Source organism: Capnocytophaga leadbetteri, from assembly GCF_003054025.1.
GTDB lineage: Bacteria > Bacteroidota > Bacteroidia > Flavobacteriales > Flavobacteriaceae > Capnocytophaga > Capnocytophaga leadbetteri.
Map to the genome: position 1 here is coordinate 587979 of NZ_QBKG01000001.1, position 20224 is coordinate 608202.

The 20224-nt window shown below is 40.6% G+C and carries 4 protein-coding genes; all 4 read left to right on the forward strand.

Features of this window, described 5'->3' with window-relative positions:
- The first annotated feature begins 98 nt into the window (after positions 1-98).
- The 4 genes from C8P65_RS02750 (at position 99) to C8P65_RS02765 (ending at position 20174) form a co-directional block, all read left to right on the forward strand.
- Positions 99-2876 carry a 2-oxoglutarate dehydrogenase E1 component gene (locus C8P65_RS02750; RefSeq protein WP_107781087.1) on the forward strand — a complete coding sequence of 926 codons (2778 nt, stop codon included), beginning with the start codon at positions 99-101 and terminating at the stop codon, positions 2874-2876.
- A gap of 17 nt (positions 2877-2893) precedes the next feature.
- Positions 2894-3415 (forward strand): TonB-dependent receptor plug domain-containing protein, encoded by a 522-nt coding sequence (locus C8P65_RS02755; protein WP_107781089.1) that lies wholly within the window; start codon positions 2894-2896, stop codon positions 3413-3415.
- A 40-nt stretch (positions 3416-3455) separates the two neighbouring features.
- The gene (gene odhB / locus C8P65_RS02760) at positions 3456-4682 is read left to right on the forward strand and encodes a 2-oxoglutarate dehydrogenase complex dihydrolipoyllysine-residue succinyltransferase (RefSeq protein ID WP_107781091.1); all 1227 of its coding nucleotides are present in this window, start codon (positions 3456-3458) and stop codon (positions 4680-4682) included.
- 216 nt (positions 4683-4898) lie between these two features.
- Positions 4899-20174, forward strand: a complete 15276-nt coding sequence (locus C8P65_RS02765) for a T9SS type B sorting domain-containing protein (RefSeq protein WP_107781093.1) — start codon at positions 4899-4901, stop codon at positions 20172-20174.
- Positions 20175-20224: the final 50 nt, after the last annotated feature.

The window sequence follows — 20224 nt, forward strand, 5'->3', positions numbered from 1 at the left end:
CTTACTTAGTTTTTTTTAACACGATTTATTGCTTAATTCAAAACTAAATACTATCTTTGCATACCTTTAACGAAATATAAACGAAAAAATAACTATTTATGGATAAGTATTCTTTCTTGAATGCCGCAAGTACGGCGTATTTTGGTGATTTATATGACAAGTATCTTGAGAATCCTGATGCTATAGAACCCAGTTGGCGTGCTTTTTTTCAGGGTTTTGACTTTGCTCAAGAACAATATGGTGCTCCCCTTCAAGAAGCGGTGCCAGTAATGGTGCAGCAAGTAGTAAGCAATGAGGCTAATAAACCGTCAGAAAAAATTGAAAAAGAGTTTAAAGTGCTGAACCTTATCAATGCTTATCGCACTTATGGACATTTACTTACGCAAATAAACCCATTGGCAGCGCGTGAACCACAGTTGATAGACTTATCTATTGAGCGTTATGGGCTTAGTTCTGCAGATTTAGATATAGTGTTTGACAGTGCTAAAGAAATAGGGCTTTCTCCTACATCTTTGCGTCAGATAGTTAGTACTTTGCAACAGTTGTTCTGTCGTTCCGTAGGGGTAGAATATCAGTATATTCGAGAGGAAAGTGTACGTCAATGGATAGACAAACATCTTCAGAAAAATAACAATACAACTCCTTTTTCAAAAGAAGATAAAATAAGGCTTTTGCGCAAACTGAATGAAGCTACGTCTTTTGAAAACTTCTTACATACTAAATATGTAGGACAAAAACGTTTTTCGTTAGAGGGGAATGATGCTTTGGTAGCTGGCTTAGATTTTATGGTAGAAGCAGCTGCCGAGAAAGGAGTGACACATTTGGTGCTCGGTATGGCACATAGAGGGCGTTTGAACGTTCTTGCTAATGTTTTTGGCAAAAATCCTCAGGATATTTTTTCAGAATTTGATGGCAAAGACTATGAAATGGACGATTGGTTTGATGGTGATGTGAAATATCACTTAGGCATCACAGCTGAACGTACTTCGCGATCAGGTAAAAAAATAGATATGAACCTCGTGCCTAACCCTTCGCACTTAGAGACTGTAGCTGCTGTAGTAGAAGGGATTACACGAGCAAAACAAGATAGATATTGTAAAGATAATCCGTTGAAAGCACTACCTATAGTTATTCACGGCGATGCGGCAGTGTGTGGACAAGGTATTGTGTATGAAACAGTGCAGATGTGTGGCTTAAGAGGCTTCAAGACAGATGGTACTGTACATATAGTTGTGAATAATCAAGTAGGGTTTACTACTAATTATACCGATTCGCGTTCGTCTATCTATGCTACTGATATAGCAAAAGTAAATGATAGCCCTGTGTTACACGTGAATGCAGATGACGCCGAAGCAGTACTTCACGCATTCTTATTTGCTTTAGACTTTAGACAAGCTTTTGGTAAAGATGTTTTTATAGATTTGATAGGTTATCGCAAATACGGACATAATGAAGGAGATGAACCTCGTTTCTCTCAACCTAAAATGTATAAACTTATTGGTAAACACGATAATCCTCGCAATATCTATGCTCAAAAATTGATAACAGAAGGGCTTATACAACAATCATTGGTTACTGAAATGGAAAACGAGTACAAAGCACTACTCGATGCCCATTTAGAGACTTCAAGAAAAGAACCTTTAACGGTGATTAAACCGTTTATGCAAACAGAATGGCAAGGATTTAAAATAGCTTCTCCAGCTGAAATGCTTCAATCGGTAGATACTACTATCAACAAAGAGACGCTTACTAAAATAGCTGAAGTATTAACCGAAATGCCTGCTGATAAGAACTTTATTAGCAAGGTGAAGAAAGTTGTAGCAGATAGAAAAGAGGCATTCTTCCAAAATAATCATATCGATTGGGGAATGGCAGAGTTGTTAGCTTATGGTTCGTTATTGACAGAAGGTTATGAGGTGAGACTTACGGGTGAAGATGTACAACGAGGTACCTTCTCACATCGTCATGCGGTACTAAAGACCGAAGATACTGAAGAAGAAGTTTGCTTCTTGCAAGATTTAAAACATAAGAAATCAATGGCTAAGGGTGATTTTCATATCTATAACTCGCTTCTTTCAGAATATGGGGTGCTGGGTTATGAATACGGATATGCTTTGGCATCACCATATACACTCACTATTTGGGAAGCACAGTTTGGTGACTTCTCAAACGGAGCACAGATTATGCTTGACCAATACATTTCTTGTGGAGAAGACAAATGGAAAGTGCAAGATGGCTTAGTGATGCTACTTCCTCACGGATATGAGGGGCAAGGAGCAGAACACTCTTCAGCACGGGTAGAACGCTACCTACAGTTGTGTGCGGAAAACAATATGTATGTGGCTAACTGTACAACGCCAGCTAACTTTTTCCACTTGTTGCGTCGTCAGATGAAGACTACTTTCCGCAAGCCGTTAGTGGTGTTTACTCCTAAGAGTTTGCTACGTCACCCTCAGGTGATTTCTTCTTTGGAAGACTTGGCAGAAGGACAATTCAGAGAAGTAATAGCTGACCCTATAGTAGATGCTAATAAGGTGAAACGAGTGGTATTCTGTTCAGGACGTTTTTACTACGATCTTTATGCAGAGCGCGAAAAGTTAGGGCGTGAAGATATAGCTTTGGTGCGTATAGAGCAATTGTTCCCTTTACCAGTAGAGCAACTCAAAGAAGTAGTAGCTAAATATGTTAATGCTACTGATTTTGTGTGGGCGCAAGAAGAACCTAAGAATATGGGGGCTTATGGCTATATGTTAATGAACTTTGATTTGGTGAAATGGCGTTATGTTGGTACACCAGCCTATGCAGCTCCTGCTTCTGGTAGCCATACTCGCGATCGCAAACGCCATAATGAAGTAATAGCCAAAGTGTTTGAATAGTTTAAATTTTTAATAATATGAAAAAGATTATTACATTAGTACTGCTAATGGCTACTTATATAGTTTCAGCGCAGCAAATGCCAAGTATTAAGTGTGCTCCAGCCCGAAATGCCCAACAACCTTTGTGGGTAGTAAATGACGTAGTGCTTACCGATGAAAAAGTGAGTAGTATAGTTCAAAAATCTCTTAAGTCAGATGATATTGAGAGTATGAATGTACTAAAAGGTGCAAGTGCCGTGGCTATATATGGTAATAAAGCCCAGGGAGGTGCTATTGTTGTCACTCTAAAAAAGAATAATGATACTAGTAGCAACGATAAAGCTGTAGGATCATTATCGGTGACGGGAGTACCTTCTAATACTGACCTTTTGGTGATAGTAGATGGCAAAGAAATGTATGCTACTGAAGCAACAAACTTTATGAGTAATATATCCCCTGAAAAGATTGATAGCATCACGGTGCTGAAAGACCCTATAGTTCTTACTAAATATGGTGATAAAGGTAGGAATGGGGTACTTATTGTTACATTAAAGAAATAATGACTAATTACTGTTTTTTTATAACTAAAACTAAAATACTATGTTAGAAATGAAAGTTCCCTCACCAGGTGAGTCAATAACTGAAGTAGAAATAGCCCGTTGGTTGGTAAAGACGGGAGATTATGTAGAAAAAGATCAAGCTATAGCTGAAGTAGATTCGGATAAGGCTACTCTTGAACTTCCAGCAGAAGCAGCGGGCGTTATTACCCTACAAGCTGAAGAGGGCGAAGCTGTGAAAGTAGGACAAGTGGTTTGTTTGATAGATACTGCAGCTCCTAAACCGGCAGGAGGTCAGACATCAGAAGTTAAAGTAGAGACACCTAAACAAGAAGTTTCAAAACCAGCTCCAGCACCAGTGCCAACAGCTTCTCCAGCAGCTCCTTCATATGTTGCACAGGCTCCGAGTCCTGCTGCACGCAAAATATTAGCAGAGCGTGAGATACCAGCGGCCGCTGTAAGTGGTACAGGTAAAGGAGGTCGCATTACTAAAGATGATGCTCTAAAGGCTTCAAAACCTTCAATGGGAACACCTACAGGAGGTGTTCGTACCGAGGTGCGTGCTAAGATGAGTATGCTACGCCGCAAAGTAGCTGAACGCCTTGTAAGCGCTAAGAATGAAACTGCTATGCTTACCACTTTTAACGAAGTGGATATGACAGCTATTTACGACCTTAGAGCACAATATAAAGATGCTTTTAAAGAGCGTCATAATGTAGGGCTTGGTTTTATGTCTTTCTTTACATTGGCAGTGGTGCGTGCTCTTAAGCTCTTCCCTGATGTGAATTCAATGATAGACGGGCAAGACAAAGTGACTTATCAGTATTACGATATATCTATTGCTGTATCAGGGCCTAAAGGGTTGATGGTACCTGTAATAAGAAATGCTGAAAACCTTTCGTTTAGGGGGGTAGAGGCTGAAGTGAAACGCTTAGCTACTCGTGCTCGTGACGGACAGATAACTGTAGACGAGATGACAGGAGGTACCTTTACCATTACTAACGGAGGTGTGTTTGGTTCGATGCTTTCAACCCCTATAATTAATCCTCCTCAATCAGGGATATTGGGAATGCATAACATAGTAGATCGTCCTATTGTAAGAAACGGACAAATAGTGATAGCACCGGTGATGTATGTAGCACTTTCATACGACCACCGTATTATAGATGGACGTGAGTCAGTAGGATTTTTAGTAGCAGTAAAAGAAGCTCTTGAAAATCCGGTAGAATTATTGATGAATGGCGATGTAAAAGGAGCTTTAGAATTGTAGATTGAATTTTGAATTATTAGAAAAAAGCGGTGTTTGTGAAAAACATCGCTTTTTTATGTATAATAGTATGAAGTGTTAAAATGATGTTAATTGCAATAAAAAATAAGGAGCTTAAAAATAAAAAATGTACCTTTGCAGTTGAGACGGAAAGTATAACTATTAGCCAACCACTCATCTATTGTTTAAATATTTATCTAATTTATAGTATCTTATAGTATGAAACGAATAATACTATTACAATGTTTCTTTTTAGCAGCTATATGGGTTGCTACAGCACAAACACAAACTACTTTTAACGAGCGTTATAAAGCCACTGTCAAAGGAGATATGATAGTGGTAGGGAATACTGTAATTGGTACTACCAAAACAGGTGATAATAATAATCGAAATCTCAATAATAATGATGTAAAACAAGTTTTTGTAGATATAGATAATGATCTAACTACTTTTAATTCAAGTTCAGCAGAGGTAAAAGATCCTAATCCTACTAGTGCTTGTCCTCGTAAAGTAAAAAAAGCTTATCTTTATTGGGCTTCTTTTCCTCTTTCTGAAAGAAATGATTGGCTCACTACCAAAGTAGATAAGTCAAAGGTCAATAAAGTAAAGTTTAAGATTGATAATGGAGCCTATCAAGAAATTATAGGAGATGAAGTTTACAGTAACAAATCAACTATTTTTATATATAGAGCTGATATTACTGACAAACTCAATAAGGTTGCAGGTACCTATACTGTAGCCGATCTACAAGCAGGACAAGGACGTGGTTGGGGACTAACAGCAGGTTGGACTCTTTTTATTGTTTATGAAGATACCTCTGAACCAGCACGCAATATTACCTTATTTGATGGCTATACAGAGGTAGACGCAGCACATCCTCGTACAGTAAAAGTATCAGGATTTAAAACAGTGCCTGCTCCACTACCTGTAAATGCTAAAATTGCTTTTGCAGCAGTAGAAGGTGATGCTACGGGAACGGGTGACCAATTAAAGATAACTACTAATAAAATATCAAATGAAGTTCTTTATGCACCAGATCGTCCTTATAATAACTTCTTTAATAGTACCATTACTGATGAAAATGGTATAAACTACAATCGTAAACCAAAATCTAATAATATGCTTGGTTTCGATATAGGTGTGTTTAAATTAGAGAATGCTAATAAACGTATTTTAGGCAATGATACTACTGAAGCAAGTTTACACCTTACAAGTGCAGGTGATTACTATGTGCCCTTTATGTTTGCTTTTAATGTAGAGGTTATTGAGCCTACAGTACTGATGAGTAAACGGGTGTTTAATTCAGCTAACCAAGATGTTACAGGTAAAAATACTATTGCTTTGGGTGAGACTTTACGTTATGAAATAAAATTTCAAAACCAAGGAAATGATAATGCTAAAGACTTAGAGATTACTGATATAATTACCGATAACTTAGACTCCTCAATTACTAATATAACGACTTCTGACAATAAGATTACTACTAATTATAATCCTGCTAATCGTAAACTGATAATAAGTGTACCTGATGAGTTAGTGAAGAAAAATGGTAAGGAATATACGGTTTCTTTTAATGTAAAAGTAACCAATAAATGTAACCAATGGAAAAATCCGTGTGCTAATGAGATAAAGAATATAGCCTATGCCACTTATAAAGGTGAGTTAAATAATACTACTACTTTTACTCCAAAAAGTTCGAGTACGCTCTTTACAGCTTGTGGCTTAGGAGTAGAAGGCCCTTCTAATTTTATCGTAAATGCCAATTTTAGTAACTGTACCTTTAAGAATGATCCTGTCGTACTATGCCAACCCTCATTGGTGCTTACAGCAACAGCAGGTTTTACCTCTTATACGTGGTCAAAAGTAGGCGATGCCTCTTTTAGCCATACGGGGGCTGCTATAACTGTTACAGAAGCAGGTACTTATAAGGTTGCTAAATCAAAAACAGGCTGTGCAACTATGTATGAAGAGTTTGAAGTAAACCCTAATGATAAAGAAGCAGCACACCCTATAGAAAAGAAAATAATAGACAAAGAAATTTCAGGAGAGATATATGTATGTTCTTCTGATGGTAAGAAGTACCCACAAGTATATCTTTGTGGTAAAGATGCTTCTCTTAATATAAAATTAGCAGTAGCTAATGCTGAAAGTTATGTATGGGAAAAGATGGCTGCTACTTGTGCAGGAAAATCACTTGACTGTCCTGCAAGTCGCCCTTCTCAAGCTAGTTGTTGGTCAGCATTTGGTACAGGGGCTGAAAAACAGATAACAGCAGCAGGTGATTACAGACTAACAATTACTTATGCTGGAGGCTGTGTTGTTACCTATTATTTTAGACTTACTAAAGATGATACAGAGCTAAAAGCTACCGTTAAAAACGAAATATGCAATACTAAAGGAAGTATTACTATAGATGCTTTGGGGGCAGGTTTCAAATATGCGCTCAAGCAGAACAACATCATTGTTAAATCTTGGCAAACTAGTCCAGTGTTTAGTGGTCTGAGTGCAGGTATTTATAAAGTATTAGCTACCAATCCAAGTGCTAATACTACAAGTGTAGTAACTTGTATATACGAAATAGAAAAGACAGTACTACAGAAAACACCTAAGTTAAAGCTGACAGTTACTAATCCGCTTTGTAAAGGAGGTAATGGTAGCTTGCAAGTGCAGCTTTCTGATGCGCCTTATTATCCTTATACTTATAAGGTATATAAAGATAATATTTCAGGAGCTTTGGTAGAACAAAAAGTGATTACCTCGGCTACTGATGCCGCCGCAGCTGGTTTTATAAAAGCATTACCTGCTGGTATTTATGTAGTAGTAGTCGAAAACAATGATGGTTGTACTATACGTGCTACAGATAAGATAATAGAGCCTACCTTATTGAAATTAGATGTAGCTCCTCATGATATTATGTGTAATGAAGGTACTATAAATGTATCAGCACAAGGCGGTACAAAAGATAGTAATGGTTATACTTTCGAACTTTACAAAGCAACTACTTTCATAGCACGAGCATCTTCACAAGCTTCGCATACTTTTACAATAACAGATAAAGGAGTTTATACTGTAAAAGTGATAGATGCTAATAACTGCGAGACTACAAAAACAATAACTATACAAGAACTTCCAGCACCTACTATAGGTGCTATTACGCCTCAGCTATACGATTGTGGTGCTAAAGTGAAAATAGTGTTCCCTGAACCGCAAAGTACTGTTAGTTATACTTATGAGTATAGTCTGACAAGTGCTAAACAGACATCTCGAGAGTTTTTAAATCTCACACCAGGCCAATCAGTTACTCCTCGTCTTTATTACACTTATGGAGGCAAAACCTGTCAAATAGATTTACCTGCAGTTCAACTTCCTAATGCTGCTAATGGTAACCTTATCGCTTCAGCAGGGGTGGCTCAATTAGTAGGTTGTGGTACAGGTGCAAACGCAGGAAAGGCTTTAGTGCACTTTACTAATGTGCAAGGAGGAGTAGGTACTATTACCTATAACTTTGGCGATGGGGTTTGGACGGAAACTTCATCTAAATGGTTAGCACCAGGCACTTATAATCTATCAGTAAAAGATGGTATAGGTTGTGCGCGTACGAATCTGAAAGTAGAGGTAAAAGACAAACCTAAAGCACCTGTATTTAGTAATACATCTATAACCTATACTTGCGATGGTAAAGGATCTGTAACTATTAAGAATGATAAACCAAGTTATACCTATAAATATCAGTTAGACGGTGGGGCTGAAACTACTACAGCACAATTCTCTAACTTATCACCAGGTATTCATACTATTACTATTAAGTATGACGACCCATTAGCTACGCAGCCGGGAATACTATTAAAAGAAGACTTTGGTAAAGGGAATCCTTATACAACTCCACCACCAGGTATGACCCCTGCTTATACACTGATAGACCCTAGAACTCAATACTTGAATTGGAATACCTATTTTGTAGCAGGTAAGAAAGATCTTGGAGGTACTACTAAAATTTGGTGGGACGGCTCCGCTCATTTTCCTAATGACCATACCAACCCATCTGACAATAGCTCGCGCTATTTAGCAGTAGACTTTGGTCCTCTTATAGAACAAGGAGCCATTTTCTATGAAAAAGATGTAATAGATGTGCTACCCAATCAACCTATTGAGTTTGAAATGTTTGGATTCAACTTGGTGAGTTCTTATAGCGGAGCGGGATGTGTAAATCCTGTGATGATAATGGAGATTGTAGCCCTTGATGATGCAGGTAATATAGTACAAGAGGGAGGTACAGACAAAATATTAGGACGTATAGAATCGCAAGAAATACCTCAGAATGGCAATAATATGAACGCTTGGTTCCGTTTTGCTTCTGATGGTACAGGGGTTAATGCAGGGGTAAGTCCTGTAGCTAAAGTAAATCCTGGTACTTACAAGCGTTTAAAGATAAGAATACGCACTAAATGGAATACCTCGGCTTGCAATGACTTTGCTTTTGATGATGTAACAGTCTATCAGGTACCAGAGTCTTGTGGTTTTACAGCTACTCATACTATAAAAATAGAAGATGGCAAAGGTTTTGCAGTAGATACCTCTACTGAACAAATTACTTCTGCTAAGTGTAATGGAGAATTAGGACAATACAAAGTAAAACTAAAAAATATGCCTAATGGGCAGTACTATTATGCAGTAAGTGGTTATAATAATTTCAATTTCAACGCTTCTACTCCTAACAATGATACATTTGTATGGAATGGTTATGCGGGTAATTATACCGTAAAATTCCGTGGGGAGCTGAACAATTCTAATTGTGAATTTACACGAACCTTTACCATTACACAGCCAGCAGTTCTTACGCTTAGTTTAGATGCGAGTAAGTCAGATACATATTTAGCTTGCAATCCAGCTATAGCACGCGTAACGATGACTGCTACAGGGGGTACACTACCTTATAGTTATGCACTTTACAAGGGTACAGTTACTATTACTGCAGCACAAACCAGTCCTCAGTTTACTCTTACTCAAACAGGTACTTATAGGGTTATAGTAACAGATGCTAATGGTTGTCAGCAAAATAATAATTTCACTATTATTAATGCTCCAGTCCTTACTCTTACAGGCACTACTGATATAACTAATAATAACTATTGTATGAGCAGTGCTACGGCAGGTAAGGTGCAGGTGAAAGTAACAGACGCACAAAATATAGGTACCTCGCCTTATACATTCTTCCACAACGGTACGAGAGTAGCGATCCAGACAGCAGCTGCTTATACGTATACCAACCTACAAGTAGGAGTTCACACCTTTACAGTGATAGACAAATACGGTTGTGTGGCAAGCTATACTACTGAGATAAAACGAATGATAACAGCTGATGGATCCTCAGGAGTAGCGGTAGTGGCTAAGGACATTACTTGCCATAGTGGTAATGCAGCACGTGGAGAGTTGAACTTCAAGGTAAAAGACGGCTATGCACCTTACACTTATATAGTGAAGAATGCGGCTAATACTACGGTACAAGGAGCGCAAGCAGTACCAGCGAATAAGATAGCAACTTACTTAACAGCAACCCCAGGGGCGTATACCATAGAGGTAACCGACAGCAAGGGCTGTAAGGTGAGCGGAACAGCAACGCTTACGGCAGCAGTAAGACCTACAGCGGTAGTAAGTACTACGGCAGTAGTGTGCTATGGAGCTAATGATGGGACTATTTCATTGACTATTAGTGGAGGGACAGCTCCTTATAAGATAAGTATAGACGGTGGTACTCAGCAGAATGTAACGGGCAATCAACACCGTTTTACAGGAGTAACCGGAGGTAATCATACCGTTAGGATAACCGATGCTCGCGAATGCTACAACGATATAACAGTAACAGTAGCAGCTCCAGCAGCACCGTTAAGAGGTTTTGCGGTAGTATCAAAGCTTATAGGTTGTGGAGATAATGATGGAGATCCTGCTCATAAGAACAAGGCTAAAGTAGCTTTTACGAATGTGACGGGTGGTTATGGAACCTCTTCAGATTATCGTTATAAATTTGATAGTAACTTTGATATATATCCAGACGGCTGGTTGCCAGCGGGTACACATACGGTTACAGTAAGAGATAAGGCAGGCTGCGAATTAGATATATCGGTAACTGTACCTAAGCGTATAGACCCACCTACAGGTACGACATATACTATTACCTCTTACGATTGCGATGGTAAGGGAACGATACGCATTAGTGGTTTGCCAAGCACTTATAGTTATACCTATACTATAGGAGGTAAGATAGCTACGGGCACAACAGCTACCATTATGGGCTTAACTCCAGGTAGTTATACAATGACAATTAGTTATACACAAGGAGCTGCATCATGTCCGCAAGAGATAGTTAAGACGGTGGTAATACCAGGAGGTCAAGAATTTAAGGCTAGTGTATTGAGTCAAACGAATGTAGATTGCAAGAATAATTCAACGGGTAAAGTAACCTTTAGGGTAGAGAACTTAAGGGGTGGTAGTTATAATGTATCGCTATCAAGTTCTATTCGTCATGCGCCGGGCTATACCTCTTATGTACAGTCACCTACTTTTGAGGTAGATAATCTCGAGGCAGGGACTCATACTATTACGTTTAATTATAGACCAGCAGTAGCGGGCGCACCTACTTGTGTGGTAAGTAGGACAATAACTATTACAGAGCCGGCAGAATTAACCTTAACAGCTACGATAGTGGAGCCAGCGATGTGTAGCAATGCTCATTTTGCAAAGGTACAAGTAACGGCTACGGGAGGAACAGGAGCTTATACATATTTTTATTTAGTAGGAGGTACTCTTAAGGCAACGAATACTACAGGATTATTTACTGGGGTAGCAACGGGAACACCTTCGTTTGTGGTAAAAGATGCGAATGGCTGTTCTAAACAGGTAGATTTAACGAACTTTATTCCTACTCCGAAGACGGTTAGCTTTACAATACAAGCTACAGAGTGTTATGCGGGCGATAATCAAGGAGTAATAAAAGTGAAGATAGCCGATGGTAATGGAGGTTATACAGTATCGCTTAACGGATCGGCAGCAGTATCGCCTACGACAGATAGTGTAACGCATAGCTTTACGGGCTTGCGTCAAGGTAGTTATACCGTTACGGTAAAAGACCAATACGGCTGTAGTGCTCAGAGAGCGATAGATATTTACCCATCACTAACGGTAAAGGTAAACGTTACTGATCAAGGGGCATGTACACAGGCTAAGTTAGAAGTATTGACAAGTGGAGGTGCTAATGGAAAAGAATACAGATTCTACAAAGCAGGCAGTACCCCACCACCTTACGGTACGGCTAATACATATACATTACTATCACGTTTTAGTACTCCTTCAGAAGATTGGGTAGTACAAGTGAAGTCTGACCTTTGCGAAAAGACCTATACGGTAACACTACAGAATGTAGGGGTAGCAACTTATACGCAGCAAGTAGTACAACCAGAATGTCAAGGTACGGCAACGGGTAAGATAATATTAGCCAACTTAAATGGAGGTAAACCGTTTAAGATAGGAGTACAACGCCCAGGAGTGGCGGGTACCCAAACTCAGACAGGGGTATCAGGTAGTTATACGATAGCCAATGCGGTAGCAGGGGTATACACCATTACAATACAAGACGTATTTGGCTGTAGTAGTGTACGAACAATAACGATAGAGGATAAACCAGAGTTGATGGGTAATTTTGCGGTAGCATCAACGGCTACTTGTACAACGGCGTTATTCCCATTAACGTTAACGATGAGTTCGACAACGTTTAACACTTATATTAGTGGTACGCCATTGCGTGATATATACTATAGTATCAATGGCGGGGCTTACCAACAGCTAACAACACCTCAAGCAGTGATTACGCCAGGATTTGCACCAGGGACAGAGATAAGAGTTAAGTTTAAGACGGTAGCTCAGGGGGCAGGTCCTACAGGGGTAGCGATATGTAGTTCATCCGAATCGACATATAAGGTACCTCATATGCTATCGAATGTAACAGTACAAACGAATTTAGGTAACTTTGCAAATGGCTGTAATGGTGTAAATGGTTTTACAGCTACGGTAACGATACCATCAGGAGAAGGGGAAGCGCCTTATCAGTTTAGTAAAGATGGAGGTCTTAGTTGGGTTTCAGCACTTTCGGCAACGCAAAGTAATACCGCAGTATTTACAGGCTTAGAAGTAGGTAGGACACATACCTTTATGGTGAGAGACAACAAAGGTTGTACGGCTGCTTATACAGGCGATGTGTACTCAGGAACGACTTTAGGCTTGCAGGTAGGATTGGTAGCAACGCCTAATTGTGCAGCAGGAACAGGAGGAGGCTTACGAGTAGAGCTAAAACGCAATTCAACCGCTTCACTGGGTAGTCATTTTGATTGGGAGATAGTACCGCCAGTACCAGGAGGTTCGGCCACGAATGTACCGATGATAAGTGCGGGAACTGCAACAACATTAATAACACTTACTAAAATTGTTCCTGTAGGCACTTATTATGTAAAGGTAACAGAGAAGAATGGTAGTAGTTGTGTGTGGTATAGTCGAGATGCAAAGGTAAAACAATTAGATCCTATCACAGGCACAGTATCGGTAAGTTCGAATATAACCTGTGATGCAGCGGGAGTAGTAGAAGTGCTTAATGTACAAGGCGGGGGCGGACAGTATACGTATACCCTTGAACCGGTAGCACCTACGACTTTTGTTACCCCGATAGCGACGGCTAATAATAGGGTACAAGTATTGCGTGATAATATTTCCAATCCTAATGTAAATACGTTGCGTTATCCAGCAGCACCAGTAACGATAACTGTAAAGGTAAAAGTTATTGATCAGTATGGTTGTGATATAGATTTAGGTAACCACAACCTAGTAGTACAACCTAAACCAGCGATATATACAGTAACCTATACAGGCTGTAGCAATGGTAACTTTACGCTTGTAGTAACGCCAACGGAGCGAACTATATGGGCACCATCGACAAATATAACAGCCTACGAATATTCTAAGGACGGAGGTCTTACTTGGACAACTACCAATGTATTTGCGAATGAATCAGCAGGTACTTATGTGATGGTAGTACGTGAGAAGAATACGGGCTGTGAGGCTACACAAACGCTAACGGTACACGATCCATTAGAGGCGAGTGCACGGGTGAGCAAATTGATAGGCTGTGTTACTGGTACTAATGCTGAGATAACCATTAGAGTAGACAAAGGTTCGGGTAATTATACTTATAATATAACTCCACCGAGTGGTACGACTTATACAGGTAGCACATTTTTACCAGTAACAGGCAGTACAGCCTCAGAAGCTGTACAGCCTATAGGAAATACACCGGGTACTTATACGGTAACTATAAAAGATAATGGTCAGTTGCACTGTTCACCTACGATAGTAGTAGTTTCGGTGGCTTCACCTTCTTATCCAGAGATAAAAGTAAGTACTCAGTCGGTAACTTGCTTTGGAAGTACAGACGGCTCTATGAATATAGTAGAGTTGGGTAGTGGTAATTACATCTATACCAGTATTGCAGGGCCTTCAGGTCCGGTAACGGCACCGAGATGGAATTTGGGTACACGTTCGGCCAAGGATTTAGAGGCAGGCGTGTATACGATAACGGTTAAAAATAACGATAGTGGCTGTAGTACTACAACGGTAGTTAGGGTAGGTACACCACCTGCTTTAACGCTAAGTGCTACGCTTATACAGGTAGACCAGTTTGCTTGTGGTAATAACGGTCAGACTAATCAGGCTAAGATAGTAGTACCACCGACTGCTATAGCAGGAGGTACGGGCACACGTACGATAGAGTTTGAAGATGCATATGGTAATAAAGTATATAGCAACACTTATACCTTAGGGATAGCAGAGGGTTCGGTAGTAACTATTACGCTACGAGATGCTTCAGGCTGTTATACGAGCGTTACTAAGACTATAGTGCCTTATGAACGCATAGATGTGGCTAACTTACAGGTGGTAAGTGCAACTACTTGTCAGGTAGCAACTGTTACCCTAACGATGACTAAAGATGGCGTGTTGCCATTTGGAGCAGGGGTTATCTACTACTATGAGGGAGCGACAGCCCCAACGGTAGCGATAGGCACAGCGCCTTGGCAGACAGGCAATACTTTTACGGTAACGCCTAATGCAACCCATAAGTTCTGGATAGGTAATAAGAATACGGGTTGTATAGTATCATATGATTATATATCACCTGATCCTAATACCTTTAGGATAGTAGATGTACAGACACGGAATATAGCTTGTGGTTCAGATGGTACGGCTACCTTCACCTTAGAGGGCTTAGATAGCTTGCATACTTATCAGGTATCGGTAACTCCATCAGGAGGAACGATAAATCCGTCACCTATGTTTGCAGGTACAAATACTAAGTTTAATATCTCGGGCTTAGCAGCAGGTATTTATACAGTAACGGTAAAAGACCAACAAACATTGTGCGAACAAGTACAAAGGTTTAGTATAGAGAGTCCGACACAAACTCTTACCGCTACGACGAGCGTACGATCAATTACCTGCGTATCGGGTAATAATGATGGAGAGATACGCATAGAGAATGTAAGTGGCGGCTGGGGAGGCTATCAATACCATATTGGTACGACTATAACACCACCAACAGCCTCAGGAGCGTGGACGACGACCACCTATAAGAGCGGCTTGGTATCAGACACATACTATGTATGGGTACGAGATAATTTGAGGAAAGACTGTCCGCTATTAGTAGCGAGCATCACGATGAATAATCCAACACCTATTAGCGGTACGCTAACGGTTACTCAAGAGAACTGCGTGGCAGGTACTGGAGAGATAAGCGTAGCGACTATAACAGGAGGTGATGGAGTGAATTATACTTACCAACTGATAAAAGACGGAGTGAAGGAAGGTATACCACAGAGTACACGAACCTTTACCGGTCTGGGAGCTGGTAACTACGAGGTAGTGGTAAGCGATAGTTGGGGTTGTCCGGCAACGCTAACATTAGCGACAGGAAAACTTCACGAGCCGATCAGCAATGTACAAGTACAGATAGTCAAAGAGGTAACTTGTGCGAGTCCTACGGGAGCTACCTTGAGTGTGACCCACCAAGGAGGTAGTAATAGTATCACCTATACGCTTACCCCATCGGGTGGTGGTACTACAACAGTAAGCACTATACCAGTATTTATAGGAGTGCCAGCAGGTAGTTATATAGTAGGAGTGAAAGACAACAAGACAGCTTGTGCTATAGTAACCACTACAATAGAGGTAACGCCAGCTGTACCGGTAGCCTTTACTTACACCCAAACTAATGTAGGCTGTCACGGAGGTAATAATGGTAGGATAGACGTAACCATACCAGGTACACAAACACAGACAGATTATGTGATACAGATAGAAGGAGCTGGAGGCTTTATAACAAGAACCGAAACGGTAAATACAACGCCTAAGGACTTCTCTATATTGGGACTAAAAGCAGGGGTATATACGGTAACTGTATATTCATCAAGAGCTTGTCAATCGTCACAAACTATTACTATTACAGAGCCTGCACAGTTGGTAGTGAGCAGTACAACGGTAACAACCCACTTTAGCTGCGATACGAATAATCAGGCACGTCAGGCAATCGTACAAGCGATAGCTGCGGGTGGAGTTACAGGTACTTACACTTATAATTTTGAAGTGTTTGACGGACAAAGCACCAGCACTACAGGCTATACAAATAGCAGTGTAGTAAGTATCAGCAGCAACGGTAGCTACACTCAAACGGTAGTAGTATATGTAAGAGATGCTAATGGCTGTACTGCTAATAGTGTAAACAGTCCAACGGTAATACCACCGCTAAAACGGATTACAGCTATTAAAGCACAACAGACCCGTCCGATAGATTGTCAAGGGCTAGAAGCGGTAGACTTTACTATAGAAGGCGGTTCTAATCAGGGCTATATAGTGAGAGTGACAGGAGGTACAACTACGCCAAGTATCTATACAGTAACCTCAGGGGTGAGTGTAGTATCAGTAACCTTTACTGCGCCAGGTTATTACGAAGTAACCGTAACAGACAGTGCTACGGGTTGCTATGATAGTGTAAACTACGGAATAGCTAATTACGATAATATATCGATAAGTGCGGCACAAACCAAACCGGTAACTTGTGCAGCGGGCAATGATGGTGAGTTGACATTATCGATGAGAGGTTATGCGGGCAACTATACCTTTAGAGTAGTAAATGAATACGGAGTAGAGGTAGTAAGTTCTACAGCAGGTAGAAATGATACAAGTGACCCGAGAACCCAACCTATAGGAGGTTTAAGTGCAGGTAAGTACTATGTAGAGGTAACAGAAACACAGTACCCATATTGTACAAAAACCGCTACCTTAGCTACTTTATCAGGTCCATCATCAGCATTAACGGCAAGTACAACGATAACGAACCAGATAAAATGTGGTAGCGGACAAACAGGTAGCTTTATGGTAACAGCCGCCGGTGGCTGGGGCAATTATGAGTATCGCTTAACAGTAGGTACGCCAACGCCAGCAGCACATAGTGTATATGGTAATTATAGCAGCACTTCAGTGTTTGAAGGCTTGGTATCAGAAACCTATACTGTATGGGTGAAAGACCAAAATGGCTGTGAGACTAGTGTAACTCAAGTTATGAGTCCACCAGCTCCTATAGCAGCAACAGTAACTAAGACTGATGTGAAGTGCTTCAGTGAAAGAGGTGGTAGCATTACGGTAAGTGGTACTACAGGCGGTAGTGGTAACTACACGTACGAACTGTGGGAAGTAGGAGGAGCGCAAATTTACGGAGCGCAAACCAGTACGACCTTTACAGGGCTTGATGCACGAGAGTATAAGGTGAAGATAGTGGACGGTTGGAACTGCGACTTGACCATACCGGTAACTATAGATGAGCCACAGGAAATAAAAGTGACGGCTTCGATAGTAAGTCCAACGACCTGCTTACAAACACAGGCTACGATACAAGTAACGGCTACGGGCGGTAGTGGTAGCTACCAATACCGACAAGGTACAAGCGGCACATTTACTACTAATAACTTGTTTACATTGCCACCGGGTACTTATGAGTTCTATGTACAAGATGCTAATGGTTGTCCATCAGCAGCATCTAACAAAGTAGAGGTAGTAGCAGTACAACCTGTAAGCTTAACGGTAAATACCGCTGATGCGTTTGTGAAATGTAATGGAGAAGCTACAGCACGTATAACCTTCTCGGCTACGGGTGGTGTAGGGGGCTATCAATATAGCTTGCACCACGGCAATCCAATAGCTCCAGCAATGACTATCTCGGCTACACAAATCAATGCGACCGACTGGGCGTTTAGTGGCTTGGCTACAGGTACTTACTTTGTGAAAGTGAAGAGTGGTGTAGACTGCGAGGATAATAGCTCTCAGATAGATATAAGAGAAGCAGACGCTATATCAGTAACCAGTACGGTGAGCAACGTTACTTGTAAAGGTGAGAAAGATGGTAAGATAATTGTAACGGCTGAGGGCGGTACTGGTACGATAGTGTACGCTATTAGCCCACGTTTTGATAGGGTAGTAGAGAGCGGTGTGTTTGAGAAATTAGCACCAGGAGAATATGTAGTGAGGATACAAGATGCTAATGGCTGCCATAGAGATGAGATATTCAAAATTACAGAGCCAGACTTGATCAGAGTACGAATAGATAGACAGACTGATGAGGTTTGCTATGGTGCTAATGACGGAACTATATCAGTAACTATTACTGGAGGCACCCAATCCTACAGTACCTCTATAGATGGTGGAGTTAATTGGTATCTAGGTAAGACCTTGTATACAGGCTTAGCATCGGGTACTTATATAATAAAAGTAAAAGATGCTATGAGTTGTACCACTGAAAGTGATCCGATAACCATAAAAGGTGGAGTAGACCTACAAGCAACAGCTACAGTAGAATACAGCTGTCCATCGAATAGTGTGAACAATGCTATTAGAGTGAGAGTAAATACAGATGTAGCAGCGCAAACTACCTTTGCTTTAGACGGGGTAGCACAAGCAAGCAATTACTTTACCTCAGTAACAGCCGGAGTACATACTATTACGGTAAGACACCAAGGAGGCTGTGTACAAACACTGACTGTAAATGTAGAGAACTACGCACCGCTTAGTAAGACGGTAAGTGTGACCCATATCACTTGTTATGGAGAGATAGATGGTAAGGTACAGATAAACGTGACAGGAGGAACGGGTAGCTATACTTATAGTATTACGCCACAGGCAGGTACATTTAGTGGTACTAATATGTTTGTGAACTTACCTAAAGGACAGTATACTATCCAAGTGAAAGATGCTGTAATAGGTTGTGAAGTTAGTGAGCGTATCACTATAGAAGAGCCAGATGTATTGAAATTAGGTGTAGTGAAGACAGTGACAGAAACTTGCTATCAGCAATCAGATGGACAACTTGAGTTTATGATACAAGGAGGACGCGCTCCTTATAGCTATGAGCTAAAAGACTCACAAGGTAATGTGATAGACACCAGAATGGGTATAGCAACAGGCACGACGGTATCGCGTACTAATATGGCGCCAGGGGCTTATAGCTTAGTCTTTAGAGATGGCAACTGTCCGCAAACCCAAAATATAACGATAGCAGCAGCACCTAGTCTGCAAGCAACAGCTACTGTAGGTTTTGAATGTTCGACAGTATCTACAACAAGCTCAAATCCATATATACAGATAACGCTTGCTAGAGATAACAGCGATGGGCTGATATCATCACAGACACTTTCTTACTCTATAAACGGAGAGCCTATTAAACCGTTTGTGGGTTATGTAGACGGTAATCTACAAGTGTTGAGGACAAGAAATATAGAGAACAATGGGATATATACGATAACGATATTCTATCGACCATTAGGAATGACCTCTCTATGTTCAAGTACCTTGGCAGGAACGGTAAGTGTAACGCGTTATCCGGGCTTAGAGATATTAGATAAGACAGATCCACGCGAAATCAACAAGGTTAGAGTGAAAGTAGTAGGAGGTAATCCACGAGAGGGAGATACACCTTATTCTATAACATTCAATGGCAGTTATGAGAATGGAGAGAGCGAATATATGCTTAAGCCAACAGACCCAACGAGTCGAGTGGTGAATGGACGTATCTTTAAGTTGGTAGTAGTGGAGGCTATAGATGCTAATAATTGTAGTTCTACACTTACGATAGAGAAGGAGTATATGAAGTCGGTACCGCCGGATTTCTTTACCCCTAATGGTGACGGACAGAATGACGGTTGGGATCCTGATATATACCGCAGTTATCCTAACTTAACGGTAGATATTTACGATCGTTATGGACGTTATATAAAGACACTTCGTTCGGGTCAGGTATGGGATGGTCGTTATGAAGGCAAAGAGATGCCATCAGGAGACTATTGGTATATACTGCGCACACACGAAGATGATGACCGACAAGAGTATATGGGACACTTTACCCTATACAGATAACAATAAAAGCAAGCACTACGAAAATAGTGCTTGCTTTTATTTTATAAAAT

Coding starts and splice junctions, on each gene's coding strand:
- C8P65_RS02750 (WP_107781087.1), top strand. CDS start 99: ATGGATAAGTATTCTTTCTTGAATGCCGCAAGTACGGCGTATTTTGGT.
- C8P65_RS02755 (WP_107781089.1), top strand. CDS start 2,894: ATGAAAAAGATTATTACATTAGTACTGCTAATGGCTACTTATATAGTT.
- odhB (WP_107781091.1), top strand. CDS start 3,456: ATGTTAGAAATGAAAGTTCCCTCACCAGGTGAGTCAATAACTGAAGTA.
- C8P65_RS02765 (WP_107781093.1), top strand. CDS start 4,899: ATGAAACGAATAATACTATTACAATGTTTCTTTTTAGCAGCTATATGG.